Source organism: Pseudonocardia sp. N23 (assembly GCF_002583555.1).
GTDB lineage: Bacteria > Actinomycetota > Actinomycetes > Mycobacteriales > Pseudonocardiaceae > Pseudonocardia.
The window spans coordinates 162,296-183,452 of sequence record NZ_BEGX01000155.1; the positions used below are offsets into that span (position 1 = coordinate 162,296).

The 21,157-nt window shown below is 73.3% G+C and carries 22 protein-coding genes; 13 read left to right on the plus strand and 9 right to left on the minus strand.

Features of this window, described 5'->3' with window-relative positions; all coding sequences use genetic code 11:
* Positions 1–35: 35 nt before the first annotated feature.
* Positions 36–1,139, minus strand: a complete 1,104-nt coding sequence (gene corA, locus TOK_RS31280; RefSeq protein ID WP_098961570.1) for a magnesium/cobalt transporter CorA — start codon at positions 1,137–1,139, stop codon at positions 36–38.
* A 308-nt stretch (positions 1,140–1,447) separates the two neighbouring features.
* Between corA and TOK_RS31285 the strand changes: the two genes are divergently transcribed.
* Positions 1,448–1,951: a MaoC family dehydratase gene (locus tag TOK_RS31285; protein ID WP_098961622.1), complete on the plus strand. Its 504-nt coding sequence runs from the start codon at positions 1,448–1,450 to the stop codon at positions 1,949–1,951.
* A gap of 13 nt (positions 1,952–1,964) precedes the next feature.
* Here TOK_RS31285 and TOK_RS31290 read toward each other — a convergent pair whose 3' ends face one another.
* Positions 1,965–2,360: an NUDIX hydrolase gene (locus TOK_RS31290; protein WP_098961571.1), complete on the minus strand. Its 396-nt coding sequence runs from the start codon at positions 2,358–2,360 to the stop codon at positions 1,965–1,967.
* 107 nt (positions 2,361–2,467) lie between these two features.
* On the opposite strand from TOK_RS31290, the gene TOK_RS33145 reads away from it, so the two are divergent.
* From TOK_RS33145 to TOK_RS31315, 5 genes are read left to right on the plus strand one after another with little or no spacing between them, the layout of a single operon-like run.
* Complete coding sequence (locus tag TOK_RS33145; RefSeq protein ID WP_216362175.1) at positions 2,468–2,623, plus strand: hypothetical protein; 156 nt, start codon at positions 2,468–2,470, stop codon at positions 2,621–2,623.
* A 4-nt stretch (positions 2,624–2,627) separates the two neighbouring features.
* Positions 2,628–3,164, plus strand: a complete 537-nt coding sequence (locus TOK_RS31300; protein WP_098961573.1) for a PH domain-containing protein — start codon at positions 2,628–2,630, stop codon at positions 3,162–3,164.
* Between the two features lie 56 nt (positions 3,165–3,220).
* Positions 3,221–4,084 carry a PHP domain-containing protein gene (locus TOK_RS31305; protein WP_098961574.1) on the plus strand — a complete coding sequence of 288 codons (864 nt, stop codon included), beginning with the start codon at positions 3,221–3,223 and terminating at the stop codon, positions 4,082–4,084.
* Between the two features lie 33 nt (positions 4,085–4,117).
* On the plus strand, positions 4,118–5,011 hold the full coding sequence (locus TOK_RS31310) for a PD-(D/E)XK nuclease family protein (RefSeq protein ID WP_098961575.1): 894 nt from the start codon (positions 4,118–4,120) through the stop codon (positions 5,009–5,011).
* On the plus strand, positions 5,008–5,295 hold the full coding sequence (locus TOK_RS31315) for a hypothetical protein (RefSeq protein ID WP_098961576.1): 288 nt from the start codon (positions 5,008–5,010) through the stop codon (positions 5,293–5,295). Before TOK_RS31310 ends, TOK_RS31315 begins: the two co-directional genes overlap by 4 nt.
* A gap of 165 nt (positions 5,296–5,460) precedes the next feature.
* Here the strand turns inward: TOK_RS31315 and TOK_RS31320 are convergent, their stop codons facing one another.
* Together TOK_RS31320 and TOK_RS31325 are read right to left on the minus strand one after the other, a co-directional pair.
* A complete protein-coding gene (locus TOK_RS31320; protein WP_141566642.1) occupies positions 5,461–6,711 on the minus strand; it encodes a hypothetical protein in 1,251 nt (416 codons plus the stop codon).
* Between the two features lie 19 nt (positions 6,712–6,730).
* Positions 6,731–8,479: a DEAD/DEAH box helicase gene (locus TOK_RS31325; RefSeq protein ID WP_374754956.1), complete on the minus strand. Its 1,749-nt coding sequence runs from the start codon at positions 8,477–8,479 to the stop codon at positions 6,731–6,733.
* Between the two features lie 336 nt (positions 8,480–8,815).
* Here TOK_RS31325 and TOK_RS31335 point away from each other — a divergent pair, with 336 nt between their 5' ends.
* Complete coding sequence (locus TOK_RS31335; RefSeq protein ID WP_098961580.1) at positions 8,816–9,496, plus strand: ferritin-like fold-containing protein; 681 nt, start codon at positions 8,816–8,818, stop codon at positions 9,494–9,496.
* A gap of 167 nt (positions 9,497–9,663) precedes the next feature.
* A complete protein-coding gene (locus TOK_RS31340; RefSeq protein ID WP_098961581.1) occupies positions 9,664–9,894 on the plus strand; it encodes a DUF3107 domain-containing protein in 231 nt (76 codons plus the stop codon).
* A gap of 105 nt (positions 9,895–9,999) precedes the next feature.
* Here the strand turns inward: TOK_RS31340 and TOK_RS31345 are convergent, their stop codons facing one another.
* Positions 10,000–10,347: a DUF4873 domain-containing protein gene (locus tag TOK_RS31345; RefSeq protein ID WP_098961582.1), complete on the minus strand. Its 348-nt coding sequence runs from the start codon at positions 10,345–10,347 to the stop codon at positions 10,000–10,002.
* Complete coding sequence (locus TOK_RS31350; RefSeq protein WP_253258780.1) at positions 10,344–11,159, minus strand: TetR family transcriptional regulator; 816 nt, start codon at positions 11,157–11,159, stop codon at positions 10,344–10,346. Before TOK_RS31350 ends, TOK_RS31345 begins: the two co-directional genes overlap by 4 nt.
* A 50-nt stretch (positions 11,160–11,209) precedes the next feature.
* Between TOK_RS31350 and TOK_RS31355 the strand changes: the two genes are divergently transcribed.
* From TOK_RS31355 to TOK_RS31365, 3 genes are read left to right on the plus strand one after another with little or no spacing between them, the layout of a single operon-like run.
* Complete coding sequence (locus TOK_RS31355) at positions 11,210–12,091, plus strand: SDR family oxidoreductase (RefSeq protein ID WP_098961584.1); 882 nt, start codon at positions 11,210–11,212, stop codon at positions 12,089–12,091.
* Entirely contained in the window at positions 12,088–12,975 is an 888-nt protein-coding gene (locus TOK_RS31360) for a diiron oxygenase (protein ID WP_098961585.1), read from the plus strand. The genes TOK_RS31355 and TOK_RS31360 overlap by 4 nt, the downstream gene beginning before the upstream one ends.
* Entirely contained in the window at positions 12,972–13,862 is an 891-nt protein-coding gene (locus TOK_RS31365; RefSeq protein WP_098961586.1) for an alpha/beta fold hydrolase, read from the plus strand. Before TOK_RS31360 ends, TOK_RS31365 begins: the two co-directional genes overlap by 4 nt.
* A 142-nt stretch (positions 13,863–14,004) precedes the next feature.
* Here TOK_RS31365 and TOK_RS31370 read toward each other — a convergent pair whose 3' ends face one another.
* The 3 genes from TOK_RS31370 to TOK_RS31380 all read right to left on the minus strand — a co-directional run bounded on the left by TOK_RS31370 (position 14,005) and on the right by TOK_RS31380 (position 18,016).
* Positions 14,005–14,622, minus strand: coding sequence for a TetR/AcrR family transcriptional regulator (locus TOK_RS31370; protein WP_098961587.1), 618 nt, complete (start codon positions 14,620–14,622; stop codon positions 14,005–14,007).
* 80 nt (positions 14,623–14,702) lie between these two features.
* Positions 14,703–17,039 carry a cation-translocating P-type ATPase gene (locus tag TOK_RS31375; RefSeq protein ID WP_098961588.1) on the minus strand — a complete coding sequence of 779 codons (2,337 nt, stop codon included), beginning with the start codon at positions 17,037–17,039 and terminating at the stop codon, positions 14,703–14,705.
* A complete protein-coding gene (locus tag TOK_RS31380) occupies positions 17,039–18,016 on the minus strand; it encodes a hypothetical protein (protein ID WP_098961589.1) in 978 nt (325 codons plus the stop codon). The genes TOK_RS31375 and TOK_RS31380 overlap by 1 nt, the downstream gene beginning before the upstream one ends.
* Positions 18,017–18,174: 158 nt before the next feature.
* Here TOK_RS31380 and TOK_RS31385 point away from each other — a divergent pair, with 158 nt between their 5' ends.
* On the plus strand, positions 18,175–19,242 hold the full coding sequence (locus tag TOK_RS31385) for an alpha/beta fold hydrolase (RefSeq protein ID WP_172457888.1): 1,068 nt from the start codon (positions 18,175–18,177) through the stop codon (positions 19,240–19,242).
* A gap of 64 nt (positions 19,243–19,306) precedes the next feature.
* Complete coding sequence (gene moeZ, locus TOK_RS31390; protein ID WP_098961590.1) at positions 19,307–20,479, plus strand: adenylyltransferase/sulfurtransferase MoeZ; 1,173 nt, start codon at positions 19,307–19,309, stop codon at positions 20,477–20,479.
* Positions 20,480–21,157: the final 678 nt, after the last annotated feature.

The window sequence follows — 21,157 nt, forward strand, 5'->3', positions numbered from 1 at the left end:
CTAGCGCCGGTGGCCACGCCGTGCGCCCCGGCGCCCTACAGCCAGCCGTTCCTGCGGAAGTTGCGGTACAGCAATCCACAGATCAGCCCGATCGAGACGATCACCATGGGGTAGCCGAAGTTCCAGTGCAGCTCGGGCATCACGTCGAAGTTCATGCCGTAGATGCCCGCGATCATCGTCGGCACCGAGATCAGGCCCGCGTACGCGGTGATCTTCCGCATGTCGTTGTTCTGCCGCATGCTGATCCGGGCGAGCATCGCGTCGACCAGCGTCGTCAGGATCTCGTTGAAGCCCGCGACCCGTTCGGCGACGGTCGAGAGGTGGTCGTCGACGTTGCGGAAGTACGACCGCACCTCGTGCGGCACCAGCGACGAGAAGCCCTCGGTCAGCTTGTGCATCGGCGCGACCAGCGGCATCACCGCGCGCCGCAGCTCCAGCACCTCGCGCTTCATGACGTAGATCTGCTCGGCGTCCATCGTCGAGCGCGGGGTGAAGACCTCGGCCTCCATCTCGTCGATGTCGTCCTCGATGGCCTCGGTGACCTCGAGGTAGCTGTCGACGACGTGGTCGGCGATCGCGTGCAGCACCGACGCCGGGCCGAGGGCGAGCTGCTCGGGGTCGGCCTCCAGCTTGTGCCGCACGTCGCGCAGCCCGGAGTGACGGCCGTGCCGGACGGTGATCACGAAGTCACGGCCGACGAACACCATGACCTCGCCGGTCTCGACGAGCTCGTGGGCGGTCGTCGGTTCGGCGTGCCCGACGTAGCAGACCGTCTTGAGCACCATGAACAACGTGTCGTCGTAGCGTTCGAGCTTGGGCCGCTGGTGGGCGTTGACCGCGTCCTCGACGGCGAGCTCGTGCAGCCCGAACGTCTCAGCGATGCCGTTGATCTGCTCGTCGGACGGCTCGTGCAGGCCGATCCACACGAACCCCTCGTCGCGGCGGCGGACCTCCTCGATGGCGGCGTCGTGCGCCCAGCGGCCGTCGAGCCGCTTCCCGTCGACGTACACCGCACAGTCGACGACGTAGGCCGACATGGGGACCCGCAGCTTCTTGGGCAGTGTCGTCGGTGGCCGGCCCCCCAGCCGGTTGCGTGCGCTCGCACGGATGACGGGGCGGATCGAGGACAGCGGCGGCATCGGGGCCTCCAGGCCTGGCAAGGCACAGGGCGGTGTCGCCGTCGATCGTCGACCAGCGATGCCCTGTACGGGACACGACGTGACTCACGTCCCTGCCGGGCACCCGGCCGGCTGTCTCAACCGGCCGGCGAGGACCGTTCCGCGGGGACGCGGCAACTACTGCAACCGGGTGCCGTCGGCACCACGCCCACCTCCTTCGCGCTGCTCCGCCGGTGTGACGAAAGTGGCCGTCCGAGCGGCCGGACGGGCCCAACTCCGCACGTTAGATTACCCGCGCACCTTGTGATTCGGCGATGGAGGCGAAGACGTTGCAGTTCGGTCGGTACTTCGAGGAATTCGAGGTCGGTGCGGTGTACAAGCACTGGCCGGGCAAAACGGTCACCGAGTACGACGACCACCTGTTCTGCCTCATCACGATGAACCACCATCCCCTCCACATGGACGTGCACTACGCGGAGGAGACGACGGACTTCGGCAAGAACGTCGTCGTCGGCAACTACGTGTACTCGCTGCTGCTGGGCATGTCGGTGGCCGACGTCTCCGGCAAGGCGATCGCGAACCTCGAGGTCGAGTCGCTCAAGCACACCAAGCCGACCTTCCACGGCGACACCATCTACGGCGAGACCCGGGTGCTCGACAAGACCGAGTCGAAGTCGAAGGACGACCGTGGCATCGTCCACGTCGAGACGATCGGCTACAAGCAGGACGGCACCGTCGTGTGCACGTTCCGGCGCAAGGTGATGGTCCCGAAGCGGTCCTACGGCGACACCCGCGGCGGCGAGCAGCCCGGCCGCCCGGTCCCGCAGGTCTGAGCGCGGGCCGGCCTCAGCGCGGCAGGACGCCCCAGCCGCCGAGGGTCTCGGCGAGCTCGTCGACCAACGGAAGCGCCGCGAACTCCGCCGCGTCGACCCAACGGGCGTCCGCCGCGTCGTCGCCGGCGCGCAGCGTCCCGCCGATGGCACGAGCGGAGTAGTCCGCGATGTCGTAGTCCCCGCGGCGCACCCGGCCCACGAGCGGGCCGGGCTCGACCACGAGCCCGGTCTCCTCGGCCAGCTCCCTGACCAGGGCTTCCGCGTCCGTCTCGCCGGACTCGACCCTGCCTCCGGGCACCGACCACAGGCCGGCGCCGGGCTCGTTGGTCCGCTGGACGAGGAGCAATCGGCCATCGGTGTCATGGACGATTGCACCCACACAGGGTACGTGTCGGCTACGTTGGGTCATCGATTGGAACGGTACGCTGCCCACGTGGCCGGTACCTCGACGACCGTCGTACCGGTAGAAATGATCATGTCAGCAACGGTTCATGCCGGAACGGGGTCCTGGTGAACGTGAAGAAGATCGTCGGCATTCTCGCGATCGCTCTCGTGATCTTCTTCATCGTGACGTCGCCGACCGGGGCCGCGGGCTTCCTGTCGAGTCTGGGCAACATCCTCAGCAACGCGGCGTCGTCGATCATCACATTCTTCACGTCCGTGTTCAGCTGATCCCGTGCTGGCCCCCCGGGAGATCGACGAGTACCTGCTCCCCACGGAGCGGCGGGTCATCCGCGTGCGCCAGCACTGGGCGGTGATGAGCAAGCACATCCTGCAGACGGGGCTGTTCCTCGCCCTGATGATCGTCATCCAGGTCAACCTGCCCGAGAACATCATCGTCGACAACCTGACGTTCTACCTGTCGCTCGTGGCGCTGATGCGCTTCACGGTCCTCACGATGCTCTGGTGGATCGAGCGGATCGTCATCACCGACAAGCGGGTGATGCTGGCGCAGGGGATCATCGTCCACAACGTCGGCATGATGCCGCTGGGCAAGGTCACCGACCTCACGTTCCGGCGCACGCTCGCCGGCCGCACCCTCGGGTACGGGACGATGGTCGTCGAGTCCGCCGGCCAGATCCAGGCGCTCAACAAGATCGACTACATGCCCAGGCCCGAGGAGATCTACGAAGCCCTCTCCGAGCTGGTGTTCGGGGAGAAGGGCAAGACCCGCGCCACGGGCATGCTGTCGCGGCCGCGCTGGCGGCGCTGAGCCGGCCCGTCCGTGTCGCGGGGGCGTCCGCGGCGGCCGCGGGATAGCGTCGAGCGGTGCCCCGTATCGACCTCCACAGCCATTCGACGGCCTCCGACGGCACCGACTCGCCCGAGGAGCTGATCGCTGTGGCCGCGGCAGCCGGGGTCGACGTCCTGGCCGTCACCGACCACGACACCACCAGCGGCTGGGAGCGCGCCGCGGCGGTGCTACCCGCCGGGATGCGGCTGGTGCGGGGTGCGGAGTTCTCCTGTGTGTCCGACGACGGGCGTGGCGGCCGGGTGTCGGTGCACCTGCTCGGGTACCTGTTCGACCCCGCCCACCCCGCGATCGCGGCCGAGCAGGAACGGCTGCGGGGCGAACGCGTCGAACGGCTGCGCGGGATGACGGCGAAGATGGCCGACGCGGGCTACCCCGTCGACACCGACCAGGTGTTCGCGCTGCTGCCGGAGGGGGCGTCGGCGGGCAGGCCGCACCTGGCGCGCGCGCTCGTCGCCGCCGGGGTCGTCGAGTCGGTCGACCAGGCCTTCGCCGAGCTGCTCTACACCGGCAGCCCCTACTACGTGCCGAAGTCCGACACCCCCGTGCGGACGGCAGTCGAGATGATCCGGGACGCCGGCGGGGTCAGCGTGTTCGCACACCCGCTGGCGCGCAAGCGCGGCCGGGTCGTGGAGCTGTCGGTCGTCGCCGACCTGGCCGCCGCCGGGCTCACCGGCGTGGAGGTCGACCACCGGGACCACGCCCCCGACGACCGGGCGCTGCTGCGCGGGCTCGCCGCCGAGACCGGGCTGCTCACCACCGGCTCCAGCGACTACCACGGCACCAACAAGACGATCCCGATCGGCGCCGAGACCACCGACCCCGACGTGTTCGACGCCCTGGTGGCACGGGCCCGTGGCGTCGAGGTCCTCACCGGCTGAGGCCCGCCCGCGCACGGCCGATACCGTGGCCGCATGGGTGCGGACACCGGGCAGCTCGGGTTCGACCTCGGCGTCGACGTCCGGCCCCTGCCCCGGGTCACCCCCGCCCGCCTCGCGAGCTGGGAGAGCTGCCCCCGCCGGTTCCGGATGGCCTACATCGACCGGCCGGCGCCCGCCCGCGGCGGCGCCTGGGCCCACCACACCCTCGGCGCGGTCGTGCACCTGGCGCTGCGCGCCCTGTTCGACCTGCCCGCCCGCGCCCGCACCCCTGAGGCCGCCGAGGCCCTCCTGGACCGCAACTGGTCGGCCGAGGGCTACCGCGACAGTGCCCAGTCCGCCCGGTACCGCACCGCGGCGCGCGGCTGGCTCGCCGCCTACACCGCCGACCACGAGCTCCACGACCCGACGGCCGCGCCCGCGGGCGTCGAACGCTGGGTGTCGGAGACCGTCGGGGCGGGGGAGCGGCGGCTCGTCGCCGAGGGCCGGGTCGACCGCATCGACACCCGTGGCGCGGACGCGGTCGTCGTCGACTACAAGACCGGCAGGCACGTCCCCACCGACGACGACGCCCGCGACTCCCGCGCGCTCGCGCTCTACGCCGCCGCCACCGGCGCCGCGCTGCACCGGCCGTGCCGTCGCGTCGAGCTGCACCACGTGCCGACGGGTCACGTCGCGGTCTGGGAGCACGACGACGCGTCGATGCGCGCCCACCTGGACGCCGCGCACGGCCTGGCCACGGCCGCCGCCGACGCCGGCGACGCCCTCGCCGCCGGTGGCGACCCCGAGGCGCTGTTCCCGCCCCGCACGTCGCCCGCCTGCGCCACCTGCGACGTGCGCAGGCACTGCCCCGAGGGGCGCGCTGCCGCGCCGTCCCCGCAGCCCTGGGCGTACCTGCGCGACCTCCCCGGCGCCGAGGGGGCCGCGTGACCCGGCCGGCGACGTCGGGACGGCTGCTGCGCGGCCTGTCGGGCATCGTCGCGGGTGGTCTCGTCGCGCTGTTCGTGGTGCTGCTCGTCGGCTGGACGCTCACCACCCGCACCGGGTCCGCCGGGCCGGGGACGGCGATGCTCGCCGGGCACGGCCTGGCCGCGGCCGCCGCCGTCGTCGCCCAGGTGGTCGCGGACCGGCGCCGCGACGGCGTCGCGACGCTGTGCTCGGTCGGCGTCGTCGCGGTCGGGCTCGTCGTGCTGTGCGGCTTCTGGCTCTTCTGACCGTACGACAGCCCGGCACGAGCCACGCCGAGTTCGACCTCAGACTTCTTCGGTCATGTCGGAACCGGTCTCACGTCGAACTCGGCGGAGGGTCCGGCGCGCGTCCGGCTCGGTCACGCGTCCGGCTCGGTCATGGGCGTCCGGCACGGTCAGGACGGGGCCCGGTCAGGAGGGGCGGAGTGCCACCAGGTCGGGGCCGCGCTGCTCCAGCAGCACCGACCCCGCGACCGCGGACTGCACCGCGCCGGTCCACCCGCCGCGGTCGACGGCGATCGTCCGGGCGACCGCACCGGTGACCGGGTCGGTCACGGCCAGCCCTCCCGGCACCGGCACCAGGACCGCGTCGCCGTAGCGGACACCCGGGCCGGTCGTGCCCGGCAGCATCCATGCCGGCTGCAGATCGCCCCGGTCGAGCGCGATCGTCGCGGACCCCGTCCACCAGTAGACGTGCCGGTCGTCCGACGTCGTCGCCGCCACCCCGCCGGGCGGCTGGGCGGTCAGGTCGGCGTCGGGGACCGGCAGCGGAGTCGTCGACAGCACGGCGCCCTGTCCGTCGACGACCTCCAGCGCCGCCGGGCCCGGCCGGGCTACGGCCACCCGGTCGCCCGCCGCGGCGACGACCTGACCGTGCGCGCCGGGCAGCAGCGCGGAGAACACGACCTCCGGCGTCGTCGCGTCGGACCCGCCGTCGGGCGCGATGACGGTCAGCCGGTCCTGCTCGTCGCCGGGGCAGCGTTCGAGGACGGCGAGGCGGCCCTGGGTGATCGCGAACGAGTCGAGCGAACAGTCGGGGTAGGGCTGACGGCCCGGCTGGTCGGGGGTGTCGACGGTGCCGAACTCCGTCGTCTTCACCAGGTCCGACCGCACGACCTGCAGGTACCGCGAGCCGGTGAGCGCGACGAGGGTGCCGGAGTCGAGCAGCCGCGCGCCGGGCAGTGCGTTCGGGTTGCTGTACACCCGGCGTGCGCCCGTCGAGGGCACGAGCACGGTGAGCTCGCTGCACGCGTCGCCGGACCCGTTGCGGTACAGGGCCATGACCTGGCCGAACCCGGACGCGACCGTGCAGATCGCGTCGTCGCGGGTGTAGCTCCAGTGGGTGGCGCCGGTGGCCGCGTCGTGCCCGGCCACCTCGCCGTCGGCAGCCGTGACGACCGCCGGACCGGCGACGAGCGGCACCGGTGTTCCGGGGCTCGCCGCGCGCCAGGCCTCGGTGAACCCCGCGGGCGGGGTCGTCTCGGTCAGCGGCGGAGGCGGGAACGACCCGGTCGGTGCGGTGACCGACCGGGTCGTCGCGGCCGCGCTCGTCCGCCAGACCAGGACCCCACCGGCGACGAGGGCGACCGCCAGGACGGCGGCCACCACCACGTCGGACCGGCGCAGGCGTTCAGGGCGGACCGAGCTCCGTGCGCGCAGCACCTCGGAGGAGGTGAAACCGTCAGCTGGCGGCGGCGTCGGGGGCGGACTCGCCCTCGGCACCACTCGCGCCACGGCGGCGGGCACCACCACGGCGACGACGACGGCGCGGCTTGCCGGCCTCGCCCACGTCACCGGCCGCGGCGTCCGGGCCGGAGCCGGGAGCAGCGGAGAGGTCGGCGGCGGGGGTCTCGGACGCGGGTGCGTCGGAGCCGCCCTCGGCACCGCCCTCGAGGGTCACGCCGCCGCGGGTACGGGTGCGGCTGCGCGACCGGCGCTCGCGGGGCTGGGCCGGAGCGTCCTCGCCACGACGGCCACCACCGCCGGTGCTGCCACCGCTGCGGCGCCGGGCGCCCTGGTGGTCACCCTCGTTGTCGACGTACTCCGCCTTCAGGCCCGCCCGCGTCCGCTTGGACAGCGGCAGCCGCCCCGTCGCATCGGTCGGGATGTCGAGCTCGGTGTAGAGGTGATCCGACGTCGAGTAGGTCTCGACCGGCTCCGGCATGTCGATGCCGAGGTCGTCACTGACCATCTTCCAGCGCGGCATCTCGTCCCAGTCGACGAGCGTGACCGCCACGCCTTCCTTGCCGGCGCGACCGGTGCGGCCGATCCGGTGGACGTAGGTCTTCGAGTCCTCGGGGCACTGGTAGTTGACGACGTGCGTCACGTCCGTGACGTCGATGCCGCGGGCGGCGACGTCGGTGGCGACGAGGACGTCGACCTTGCCGGAGCGGAACGCGCGCAGCGCCTGCTCGCGGGCACCCTGGCCGAGGTCGCCGTGCACGGCCGCGGCGGCGAACCCGCGCTCGGCGAGGTCGTCGGCGACGCGCTGCACGGTGCGCTTGGTACGGGCGAAGATCATGGTCAGACCGCGGTCCTTGGACTGCAGGACGCGGGTGAGCAGCTCGACCTTGTCCATCGCGTGGGCGCGGAAGACGTGCTGCTTGGTGCGCTCGTGGATGGAGCCCTGGTCGGACTCCTCGGCGCGGATGTGCGTCGGGCGGTTCAGGAACGCCCGCGACAGCGCGATGATCGGGCCCGGCATGGTGGCCGAGAACAGCATCGTCTGGCGCTCCTCGGGGAGCATGCGCAGGATGCGCTCGACGTCGGGCAGGAAGCCCAGGTCGAGCATCTCGTCGGCCTCGTCGAGGACCAGCATGCCGACGCGGCCCAGCACCAGGTGGCGCTGCTCGGCCAGGTCGAGCAGCCGGCCCGGGGTGCCGACGACGACGTCGACTCCCTTGCGCAGCGCGTTGAGCTGGGGCTCGTAGGCGCGGCCGCCGTAGATCGCGGTCACACGGACGCCGAGGTGCTTGCCGGCGTCGGCGATGTCCTGCGCGACCTGCACACACAGCTCACGCGTCGGGACGACGACGAGGGCCTGCGGCACGTCCTTGGTGCGGTCGGCGGTCTCGCCCTCCGCGGTGGCGGCCGGCCGCTCGGACGGCGGCACGATCCGCTGCAGCATCGGGACGCCGAAGCCGAGGGTCTTGCCGGTGCCGGTACGGGCCTGACCGATCAGGTCCTCGCCGGCGAGGGCCAGCGGCAGGGTGAGCTCCTGGATCGCGAAGGTGCGCTCGATACCGGCCTCGGCCAGCGCCTTCACGATCTCGGGACGGACGCCGAGCTCGGCGAACGTCGGGGACTCGGGCTTGACGGGGGCACCGGCCTGGAGCGGGTGTGCCTCCTCGGCGAGGGGCTCGGGGAGCTCCGCCGAGGTCGTCGCGTCGGGACTGTCGTTCGAGTTGTCGTTCGGAACGGACAGGGGAATCGCCTCTCTCCGCGCACAGGAGTCGTTCGCGGTTCGTCGACCACCGGCGTCGGGGACGCTCGGGCGGGAGAACCGGACGAGGCGCTGCACGCACCATGTCGTCGGTGGATCGGTTCCGCTTGTGGAACCGGCTCCGCCGGGTCGGGGCGCGCGCCCGGGAAAAGGTCTGGAACGTCGTGCAGGGCGCTGCGCTGCTCACATCATACCTGCACAGGTGCCGTGGCGACGAGCGCGGACACGCCGACACGGACGTGAGCCTCACCGCTGCAGGCCTGACGGCGGTCGATCACCGTCGGCCGCACCGGTTCCGGGCCCCGGACACTAGGCTCACCGACCATGGTGGGTGAGACGGCGCACGCGCCGGGCGACGCCGGGGCGCGACCTCCCCAGGCCACGGTCGATCTGCTCGGGGTACTGGCCTACGGGGAGCTGTCGGCGTTCGACCGGCTCGCCGAGGACGCCCGGTCGGCGCCGACCCTCGGAGGCCGCGCAGCCCTGTCGGCGATGGCCGCGGCCGAGATGGGGCACTACAAGCAGCTCGAGGAGTACCTGGTCGGGCTCGGGGTGCCGGTCGAGGCCGCGATGTCGCCGTTCGTCGCGCCGTTCGACTCCTACAACGCCACGACCGCGCCACGCACCTGGCTGGAGTCGCTGGTCAAGGCCTACGTCGGCGATGGGCTGGCCGCCGACTTCTACCGCGAGGTCGCAGGCTGGGTCGACCCGCACACCAGCGAGCTCGTCCAGCGGGTGCTGGCCGACACCGGGCACAGCGCGTTCGCCGAACGCGAGGTCAAGGCCGCCTGCGCGCAGAACCGGCAGGTCCGAGACCGGCTCGCGCTGTGGGGCCGCAGGCTCCTCGGTGAGGCCGTCACCCAGGCCCAGCACATCGTGGCCGAGCGCGACGAGCTGGCCGACTTCATCGTCCGCGGCTCGGGCGACCTCGCCGGCATCGCAGCGCTCATCAAGCGCGTGCAGTCCAACCACGGCAAGCGGATGGCGAGCCTCGGCCTGTCGTGACGCCCGGAGCACTGTCGTGACGCCGGGGATCGCGGTTGTTCGCCGTGGGCGGACGTGCCGCCGCCTCCTGCGCCGCGCCGCTCGACTAGCCTGGGCCGCGCCGGCCCTTCGGAGTTCGATCGAGGGGTGCGGCAGCCATTCGACTACTCGTGACCTGGAGGTCTCCGGTGGAGGTCAAGATCGGCATCGCGGAGAGCCCGCGGGAGCTCGTGGTGTCCAGCGACCAGACCCCGGAGGAGGTCGAGGGGCTGGTCCGTGACGCCCTGAAGTCCGACGACGGCCTGGTCAGCCTCATCGACGACAAGGGCAGCCGCTTCGTCGTGCCCGCCGCGCGCATCTCCTACATCGAGATCGCGCCGGCCGACGTGCGCAAGGTCGGGTTCAGCGTCGGCGGCTGACCGCCGCAACGCTCGACACGGGCCCGGCAGGTCACCCTGCCGGGCCCGTGGTGCGTCCGGTGGAACCCGTGAGCGGACGGGTGCCGCCGGTGGCGTGCGCCGGGGTCAGGCCCCGTCGTCGTCCAGGGCGACCACGGGCAGCCCGAACGGTGGCGTGCCGATGCCGGTGACCCGGTAGCGGCCCCAGGCGTCGACGTCGCCGACGCGAGCCTGCGACCGGCCCTCGGGCGTGGTCAGGACGGCGTCGGCCGCGCGGTGGCCGAGCGTGGCGGCGAGGTCGTCGCCGGTGAGCCTGCCGAACCAGTGCATCCGGCCGTCGAGGGGTTCGTGGCGGGCGTCGAGCAGCGCCTGGACGACGAGGTGGCGGTCGCCGACGGTGAGGGTGGCGGGGCCGCGGTAGCCGTCGTCGTCGTGGTCGGAGGTCTGGCCGTTGCTGTGGTCGTGAGTGCTCATCGGTGGGCCTCTCCGGCAGCGGGCGGATCGGGGACGGCGCGCAGTGCGGTGGTGCCGGGGCGTGGGTCCCGGTCGGCGGCGTCACCCGTGTCCACACCAGGTGACTCGCTTTCCGGGGAAACAGTGTTTCTTCCGATGGTTTCCTGTGATGACTCCTGTCCCGCTGTCCGGGACGGTCCGTCGAGGGTCGCCGAGATGCCGCCCCAGATCAGGCCGGTCAGGTAGGCGGTGACGGTGGTGCGGCTCATCGTCCGGCGTTCCAGCCACCAGTCGCCGGCGCTCTGCACCATGCCGACGAGCCCGTGCGCCCACACCTCGGCGCCCCCCGAGTCGCGGCCGGCGGCGCGCAGCCGTTCGCCGATGAGCACGGCGAGCAGGCGGGCGATCTGGTCACGGGCCCCGTCGACGATCTCGGCGCCCGCCTCCCGCTCGGCGGTGCTGTCGGTGGAGTTGTGCACGACGAACCGCCACAGCTGGGGCTCGTCCTCGATGGCGGCGAGGAAGGCGTCGACGACCGCGGCGACCTGCTCGCGCGGCTCCAGCTCGGCCGACAGTGCGGGGATCATGCGGTCCATCAGCATGCCGACCGCCTGCTCGCCGACGGCCCGCTGCAGGTCGGCGCGGTCGTCGAAGTAGCGGTACAGGACGGGCTTGGTGATGCCGGCCCGCGCGGCGATCTCCGCGACCGAGACCCCGGCGCCGTGGGTGCGGACCGCCTCGATCGCTGCGGCGATCATCTCGGCGCGGCGCCGGGTGCGGCGCTCCTCCTTGGTGGGGGGCTCCGGCTTGACAGGAGGTTCTTGCTGAGGCACGTTACCAGTGGTAACAGTTACCAGCGGTAACAGCAAGGGAGAGGAGCGGCATGTCACGCACGATCCCCGCCGGGAGCCGCGTCCTGGTCACCGGTGCCGCCGGTGGCTTCGGCGCGCCCACCGCCGCCCGGCTGCGCGACCAGGGCGCCCACGTCATCGGCCTCGACCGCGAGGGTGGCGACGGCATACTGGCCTGCGACATCACCGACGACGCCGCAGTCGACCGCGCCGTCGCCGCGGCCGCCGACCGCCTCGGCGGGCTCGACGCCGTCGTCCACTACGCCGGGATCGGCATCCCCAACGACGCCGGCGGCCCCCTGCACCCCGACGCCATGCGCGTCATCGACGTCAACCTGCTCGGCGCCTGGCGCGTCACCGCCGCCGCCCTGCCCGCGCTGCAGGCCTCCCGGGCCCGGCGCGGCGGCACGCGGGCCCGCGTCGTGTTCGTCTCCAGCGAGCTGGCGTACCTGACGCTGCCGTTCGTGTCCGCCTACAGCGTCGCCAAGCGCGGCATGACCGCCTACGCCGACGCGCTGCGCCTCGAGTACGGCACCGAGCTGCACGTCACCACCGTCTACCCCGGCTACGTCCGCACGCCGATCCACGACGCCGGCCGCGAGGTCGGCCTCGCCCTGGAGGGTCAGGTCCGCCGCGAGGAGGTCGAGGACATCGTCGGTACCGTCGTGCGGGTGCTCGGCGCGACGCGTCCGCCCCGCGACACCGCCGGCACCCTCGCCGGTCAGGTCGAGCTGTGGGCGGGACGGCACATCCCGGGGATCGTGTCGTCCGGAGTGGTCCGCAAGCTGCGGGCGCAGGCCGCGTCCGGTCACTACGACTCGTCGCCGCTCGCCGCGGGGTTGGTCCGTCGCCTGACCGGGCGCGAGGTCCCCGCGACCGCGCCGGCCCGGACAGGGGAGAGGAGCCCCCGATGACCACCGTCAACGACCGCGAGGCCACCGCCGACCGGCTGCTGCGGTCGTCGCTCGACCACTCCTACGAGCCGTCGATCGACATCGACTGGGAGGCACCTCTCGTCGAGGGCGCCTGGGGGATCCCGCAGCACCGGGTGTCGCTGTACGGCACCGAGCTGTGGGAGGGGCTGACCGAGGAGCAGCGTCGCACGCTGTCGGTCCACGAGGTCGCCAGCATCGCCCGGATCGGGCTGTGGTTCGAGATCATCCTGATGCAGATGCTGCTGCGCTACGCCTACGACCGCGACCCGCGCCGCAGCCACATCCAGTACGCGCTCACCGAGATCGCCGACGAGTGCCGGCACTCGATCATGTTCGCGCGCATGACCGAGCGCTACGGCGTGCCCGACTATGCCCCGCGCGGCCTCACCCACGAGCTCGGCCGGCTGTTCAAGACGATCGGCCACGGCCCCGCCATGTTCGCCGGCACGCTGTTCGTCGAGGAGATCCTCGACCAGCTGCAGCGCGAGGCCATGCGCGACGAGACCGTCCAGCCGCTCACCCGGGCCGTCAACAAGATCCACGTGACGGAGGAGGCGCGGCACGTCCGATACGCCCGCGAGGAGCTGATCCGGATCATGCCGCAGGTCAACGGGGCGCAGCGGGCGCTCGGCCGCTACCTGACGTCGCGGATCGCGTTCGTCGTGGCGCGCAACCTGGTCCACTCCGACGTGTACGCGAGCGTCGGCATCGACCCGAAGGCCGGGAAGGCGGCCGCGCTGGCCAACCCCCACCACCGGGAGACGCTGCGCTGGTCGGCGCGCAAGCTGGTGCCGTTCCTGCGTGAGCAGGGGCTCGTCGGCGGCCCGTCGGAGGTCCTGTGGCGCAAGGCGCACCTCGTATGAGCACGTTCACCACCCCCGACGGCGTGGCCCTGCACGTCGAGGAGTCCGGGCCTGCCGACGCGGCGGTCACCGTCGTCATGGCGCACGGCTGGACCCTCGACGCCCGCACGTGGGAACCCGTCGCCCGGCGCCTCGGCCCCGACGTCCGGATGATCCGCTACGACCACCGCGGCCACGGTCGCTCCGCGGCCGTCGACCCCGCGACGATGACCATCGACCAGCTCGCCGACGACCTCGCCGCGCTGCTCGCCGACCGGGTGCCGCGCGGGCCGCTCGTGCTCGCCGGGCACTCCATGGGCGGCATGACGATCATGGCGCTCGCCGACCGGCATCCCGCGCTCGTGGCCGACCGGGTCGCGGGGGTGGCGCTCGTCGCGACGGCCAGCGGCGGCCTCGCCGAGCGTGCGTTCGGGCTGAGCCCGGCGGGGCTCGAGCGGGTGCGCGCCGCCGAGGTGCGGCTCTACCGGTCGCGGCGCTGGACCGGGCGCGACCACCTCAGCGCCGTGCCCGCGCTGCTCACGCCCGGTATCCGGTGGCTGCTGCTCGGCACGCATCCCGACCGTGACGCGGTCCGGCTCACCACCCGGGCCATCGCCGAGTGCCGCCCGGTCACCGTCTCCGGGTTCCGGGCGACGCTCGACGCCCACGAGCGCGACGCCGCGCTGGCGGCCTTCGCGTCGATCCCGACCGTCGTGCTCGCGGGCGAACGCGACCGGCTCACGCCGCTGCGCGCGTCGCGCCGGATCGTGCGTGGCCTGCCCACCGCGGAGCTGACGATCTTCCCCGGCGCCGGGCACATGCTGCCGGTGGAGCGGGCCGCGGGCACGGCCGAGCGGATCACGTCGCTGGTCGCCGCCGCGACCCGGCAGGCGAACCCGGCGGCCTGACCGGGCCCGCCCGCTCCTGCTCGCGCGCAACCTCGCGGTCGTCGCGCGGGCGACACGCGGCAATGAGGGTGCGCGGGTGCCGTCGTGCGGCGATCCGGGGTGCTCCGGGCAGCGGGTCGGTGTCAGTCGTGGATCAGGGGTGTCAGTCGTGGATCAGGGGGAAGCCCGCGAGGCCCTTCCAGGCCAGCGCCGACATGAGGTCGATCGCCTCGTCGCGCGGCACCGACTGCTGCGAGTCGAGCCAGTACTGCGCGGTCACCTGGCTCAGCCCGACCAGGCCGACGGCGAGCAGCCGGGCGCGGTCCTCGTCGAGACCCGCGTCCTCGGTGACCACCGCGGCCACGGCGTCGATGCAGCGGGTCAGCGCCCCGTCGACCACCGCGGCGGCCTCGGGCTCGCGGCGCAGGTCGGACTCGAACACCAGGCGGTAGCCCTGGCCCTCGCCGGCGACGAAGTCGAAGTACGCCTTGACCGCGGCGTGCACGCGTTCACGGTTGTCCGGGGTGGCGGCGATGGCGTCGCGGACGGAGTCGACCAGCTCGTCGGCGTACGTCGTGAGCAGCGCCCGGTACAGCTCGAGCTTGCCGGGGAAGTGCTGGTAGAGCACCGGCTTGCTGACGCCCGCGCGCTCGGCGATGTCGTCCATCGCGGCGGCGTGGTAGCCCTGGGCGGCGAAGACGTCGCGCGCGGCGAGCAGCAGCTGCGCCCGCCGGGCACTGCGGGACAACCGCGCGCCGCGGTGGACCGGTGTCTCGGTCATGCGCTGCCCATCCGCCGTCCTCCGTCGTCGTGAGCCCCGAGCCTACTAGCCGGTAGCCACGATCGGGCGACGTGGGTTGATCACAACGGCCGATCGGTGGCGCTGCGGAACGTGCGCAGCCGCAGACTGTTGGTGACCACGAAGACGGAGCTGAACGCCATCGCCGCGCCCGCGATCATGGGGTTGAGCAGGCCGGCCGCGGCGACGGGGACGGCGGCGACGTTGTAGGCGAACGCCCAGAAGAGGTTGCCGCGGATGGTCGACAACGTGCGCCGGGCGAGCCGGACGGCGTCGACGGCGGCGAGGAGGTCGCCGCGGACCAGCGTGATGTCGCTCGCCTCGATCGCGACGTCGGTGCCGGTGCCCATGGCCAGGCCGAGGTCGGCGGTGGCGAGGGCGGCGGCGTCGTTGACCCCGTCGCCGATCATGGCGACGACCCTGCCCTCGCCCTGCAGCCGGGTGACGACGGCGACCTTGTCCTCGGGCATGACATCGGCGATGACGTCGCCCGCGTCGATGCCGACGCGCTCGGCCACGGTGCGCGCGGCGGCGCCGTTGTCGCCGGTGAGCAGCATCGGGCGCAGGCCCAGTGCCCGCAGCCGGCGGATGGCCTCGGCGCTGGTGGGCTTCACGGCGTCGGCGACGGAGAGGACGGCGCGGGCGTGGCCGTCCCAGGCGACCACGACGGCGGTGTGCCCGGCGCTCTCGGCCCTCTCGCGGGCCTCGGTGAGCTCGTCGGGCAGCTCGACGTCGTGGCTCGACAGCAGGGCGGGGCGGCCGACGAGGACGGCGTGGGCGACCACGCGGCTGTCGATCAGCTCGGACACGACGCCGCGGACGCCGAGCCCGTGGACGGCCTCGAACTCCGAGACGCCGGGCAGGCCGGCACCGTCGGCGGCGCGGGCGGCGTCGGCGATGGCGCGGGCGATGGGGTGCTCGGAGCCGTCCTCGACCGCGCCGGCCATCCGGAGGGCCTCGTCGCGGTCCTCGCCGTCGGCGATGCGGACGTCGACGAGCTCCATGCGGCCGGTGGTGACGGTCCCGGTCTTGTCGAGGACGACGGTGTCGATGCGGCGGGTGGACTCCAGCACCTCGGGGCCCTTGATGAGCACGCCGAGCTGGGCACCGCGGCCGGTGCCGACGAGCAGCGCCGTCGGCGTGGCGAGCCCGAGCGCGCAGGGGCAGGCGATGATCAGGACGGCGACGGCGGCGGTGAACGCGGCGGCCACGCCCTCGCCGGTGCCGATCCAGAACCCGAGGGTGGCGACGGCCAGCGCGATGACGACCGGCACGAACACGGCGGCGACCCGGTCGGCGAGCCGTTGCACGGCAGCCTTGCCGGTCTGGGCGTCCTCGACGAGCTTGGCCATCTGCGCGAGCCGGGTGTCGGCGCCGATGAGGGTGGCGGTGACGACGAGGCGCCCCGAGCTGTTCACGCAGCCGCCGACGACCGGCGAGCCGGGCTCGACGTCGACGGGGACGGGTTCGCCGGTGAGCATCGAGACGTCGACGGCGGAGGCGCCCTCGTCGACGGTGCCGTCGGTGGCGATCTTCTCGCCGGGGCGCACGACGAACCGGTCGCCGACGGCGAGCGCCGCGACGGGGATGCGTTCCTCGCGGCCGTCGCGCAGCACGGCGACGTCCTTGGCGCCCATGTCGAGCAGCGCGCGCAGGGCCGCACCGGCCGCGCGCTTGGAGCGGGCCTCGGCGTAGCGGCCTGCGAGGACGAAGACGGTGACGCCGGCGGCGACCTCGAGGTAGATCTGCCCGGCGCCGCCGCCGCGGGACACGGTGAGGCTGAAGGGGTGCACCATGCCGGGGATGCCGGCGGTGCCCCACACCAGCGCGTAGACCGACCAGGCGAGCGCGGCAAGGGTGCCGACGGAGACGAGGGTGTCCATCGTCGCGGCGCCGTGGCGCAGGTTGACCCAGGCGGCGCGGTGGAACGGCCACGCGCCCCACACGACGACGGGCGCGGCGAGCACGAGGGCGAGCCACTGCCAGTAGGTGAACTGGAACGCGGGCACCATCGAGACGACGACGACCGGCACGGCCAGCACGGTGCTGACCAGCAGTCGGTGGCGCAGCTCGGCCGTCGGGTCGACGGTGTCGGCCGGGCTGTCGTCGGCCGGGGCGTCGGGGGAGGGCGGTGGCGGGGGCAGGGTGGCGGTGTAGCCGGCGGCCTCGACCGTTGCCACCAGGGCCTGGGGCTCGACTCCGTCGGGGTACTCGACGTGCGCCTTCTCGGTCGCGTAGTTCACCGTCGCGACGACGCCGTCCATCTTGTTGAGCTTGCGCTCGACACGGTTGGCGCACGACGCGCACGTCATGCCGCCGATGGCGAGCTCGATGCGCTGCGCCGCGGGGGCGACCGTCACGTCGGCGGTGCCCGGGGACTCGGGGGTCAGGGTGCTCATCAGCGGCTCCCCTCCGGCGTGGAGACGGAGAACTCGGCGGTCCGGGTGACGCCGCCGTGCACGAACTCCACGAACAGGCGGTACGACCCGGCGGACGGGACGTCGACGGTGAAGGCGGTGCCGGGGCCCGCGCGGTCGGCCGGGCCGGGCGTCGACGAGGTGATCGGCTGGACCCGCAGGTAGGCGAGGTCGCCCTGGCGCAGCACGGCGAGGTGGCCGAACGCGCCGAGGTAGGGCTCGAGGTCGAGGACCGGGGCGCCGCCACGGCTGACCGTCGCGTAGATCTGCGACTGCGTGCCGGGGACGAGGTTGCCGTCGAGCCGCACCTGGTAGCCGTCGACGTCGAAGGTGCGCGAGTCGGTGAACCGGAACGGGGTGAAGTCGCCCTGCACGAACAGGTCGGTTCCCAGCACCAGCGGTGGGCCGCCGGTGGGGGCGAAGTCGGCGTAGGCGCGCCAGACGCCGCCGCCGGGCAGGGTGAGCGGGGCGCGCCAGACGCCGTCGGCCCCGAGGACGGGCAGCAGGTGCTGGAACCCGGCGGCGTCGCGGCGGATGACGACGACCTGCATCGGCCCGTGGTGGGCGTCGGCGTAGTCGGTGACGGGCCGGCCGTCGGGGCCGGAGATCGTGAACGCCAGCTCACCGGGGCGGTCGAGCCCGAAGGTGGTGTTCTGCACGGTGAACGTGTAGCCGTTCTGGCCGGCCGACAGCCCGAGCGACTCGACCGACTCGACCGGGTCCTGGCCGGTGGGGCCGCGGTTCGGCACGCCGGGGGCCGCGGGGCCGGTGTCGGCGTGGCCGTGCTCGGCGGCGTGGTTGGGGTCCGAACCGGGTGTGGTCCGCGCGTCACCGGGGGTGACCTGCTGCGTCGCGGCGGTGTCGGTGACCGGGCCGACCGCGACCCCCGTCGCCCACGCGCCGGTGAACAGCAGGATGAGCACTGCGGCGTATGCCGCCAGCCGTCCCGCCGTGCTCATCGCGTTCCTCCTCCGCCGGCTCGCCCTGCCGGTCCCGTCGTGTACAACGCGGCGATCGTGCCGACCATGACCCACCCGTCGCCGTGCGGTCGGTCTCGCGAGGCCGACGATACCACCAGGGGGTATCTCGTACCGGAGGCGTGGTGTGCGACGCCACGATGAGCGATGCTGGACGGACGCCCGGATCGACCTCCGCCCCCGACCCGTCGCGCCCGGTGCCACCGCTCGCCGATCCCGCAGCCTTCCCGCCGCTCGACCTCACCCGGCGCCCGTGGGCCGGCCGCCAGGTCACCGCGGGCGGCGTGACGCTGCACGTGCGGGAGACGCCGGGTGCGCCGGCGCGGGCCGTCTACGTCCACGGGCTCTCGGGCTCGGCGACGAACTGGACCGACCTCGCCGGGCTGCTCGCCGGCCGGGCCGCCGGCACCTCGGTCGACCTGCCCGGGTTCGGCCTCTCCCCGCCGCTCGAACCCCGCGTCTGGACCCCCGACGCCAACGCCGACGCCCTCGCCCGGTTCCTGCGCGCGAGTGGCGACGAACCCGTCCACCTGCTGGGCAACTCGCTGGGCGGCACCGTCTGCGTGCTGCTCGCGGCCCGCCACCCCGACCTCGTCCGCACCCTCACGCTCGTCTCGCCGGCCGTCCCCGACCGCCGTCCCGACCCGCGACGGCTGTCCGACCCGCGCCTTGCGCTCGCGATGGTCCCGGGTTCCCCGGGCAGGCGCGCCCGGGCCGCGCTCGCCGCGATGGGCCCCCGCGAACGCGCCGAGCAAGTCCTCACGCTGTGCTTCGGCGACCCGTCACGCGCGCCCGAGCATCGCATCGTCGAGGCCGCCGAGGAGATCGTCGCCCGCGGCGCGATGCCCTGGGCGGGGGAGGCCGTCAACGGTGCCGCCTTCGCGATGTTCGCGGGCTGGCTGCGGTTCGGGCCCGCGTCGCTGTGGGCGGCGATGCGTGCCGTCACGGCGCCGACGCTGGTGCTCTGGGGCGACCGCGACCGCCTCGTCTCGCCCCGGCGCGCCGATCGCACCGTCCGCTCGCTGCGCGCCGGGCGGCTGCTCATGCTCCCGGGTGTGGGACACATCGCGCAGATGGAGGTCCCCGACGTCGTGGCCTGCGCCGTCGCCGGGATGTGGGACGCCGTCGACGCCGGGGAATGGGCCGGTGACGTCGCCAGGGATGGGAAGATGCGAGCAGCCCCGCGCGTTGAGCAGGTCGAGTCGTGACACCGAGGTCACGCGGGTGTCATCGAAACGCGCGAACAGCACGCGAATCCGAGGAGTACAGAGAATGCCCCTACCGCCGCTCGTGGAGCCGGCCGCCGAGCTGACCAAGGAAGAGGTCGAGCGCTACAGCCGCCACCTCATCATCCCCGACGTCGGGATGGCCGGTCAGAAGCGGCTCAAGAACGCGAAGGTGCTGGTCATCGGTGCCGGTGGCCTCGGCTCGCCCGCGCTGCTCTACCTCGCCGCCGCCGGCGTGGGCACGCTCGGGATCGTCGAGTTCGACGAGGTCGACGCCTCGAACCTGCAGCGCCAGATCATCCACGGTCAGTCCGACGTGGGCCGCTCCAAGGCCGAGTCCGCCCGCGACTCGATCCGCGAGGTCAACCCGCTCGTCGACGTCCGGCTGCACCAGACCCGGCTCGAGGCCGACAACGTCCTGGACATCTTCCGCGACTACGACCTCATCCTCGACGGCACCGACAACTTCGCGACCCGCTACCTGGTCAACGACGCGGCGGTCCTGCTCGGCAAGCCCTACGTCTGGGGCTCGATCTTCCGTTTCGAGGGTCAGGCGTCGGTGTTCTGGGACGACGCGCCCAACGGCAAGGGCCTCAACTACCGCGACCTCTACCCCGAGCCGCCACCCCCCGGCATGGTCCCGTCCTGCGCCGAGGGTGGCGTGCTGGGCGTGCTCTGCGCGTCGATCGGCTCGATCATGGTCAACGAGGCCATCAAGCTGATCACCGGCATCGGTGAGCCGCTGCTCGGACGCCTCGTCGCCTACGACGCGCTCGAGACGACCTGGCGGACCATCAAGATCCGTAAGGACCCGGCGACGCCGAAGATCACCGAGCTCATCGACTACGACACCTTCTGCGGCGTCGTGACCGACGAGGCGGCCGGTGCGGCGGTCGGTCACACGATCACGGTGACCGAGCTCAAGGAGATGATCGACGCGGGCAAGGACTTCGCGCTGATCGACGTCCGCGAGCAGAACGAGTGGGACATCGTCAACATCCCGGGTGCGACGCTGATCCCCAAGGACCGCATCCTCTCCGGTGAGGCGCTGTCGGAGATCCCGCAGGACAAGCCCGTCGTCCTGCACTGCAAGTCGGGCGTGCGCTCGGCCGAGGCACTCGCGGTGCTGCACAAGTCCGGTTTCTCCGACGCCGTGCACGTCGGTGGCGGGGTGCTGGCCTGGGTCAAGCAGATCGACCCGTCCCAGCCGGTCTACTGATCCGTCGTTCCGATCCGGCGCCGCCGGTACCCCCACGGGGTGCCGGCGGCGCTGTCGTGTGAGCGTTCCGGGCGATCGGGACGTACGGAGCGTGATGCGTGATCGTCGCGAGTGCGCCATAAGGAGCATCGACAGCTGGTCCGTTCGGCCGATATCGTTCGGGAACGAAGATCAAGACGGTTCCCGGGCGCTGCGGCGCCGGCCTGCGCGAGGGGGCGCCGCCGGGTGGCCGCCGACGTCCGCCGTCTGCGTGGGCGGAGGGGCGGGACCATGGACGACGAGCGGCGCTGCGCCCTGCCCGGGTGCGACCAGGTGGTCACCAGCCTGCCCGGCCGTCCGGAGCGGCGGTTCTGCAGCCCGGCGCACCGGGAGTCCGCACGGCAGACACGTCGCGACGCGAACCGCCTCGCCCGGGCTGCCGCTGACACGAGGGGTCGGGCCGCCGGGGCGTCCGTCGCCGCGGAGCCGTCCGGTCGCGGGTCCCTGATCCCGGCGGTCGCGGTTGATGTGTCGCTCCTTGCTGTCCCGGCCGCTGCTGTCCCGGTCGCCGCTGCGGTGAGCCCGGCTGTCGCGTCACCGGCCGCCGATCCTTCCGGCCGGGGCGCGGACGGCGATCCTCCGCGCCGGGCCGCGGGCGCCGATCGGGGCGGGTGCCCGGCCGCCGGGCCCGCCGCGGCC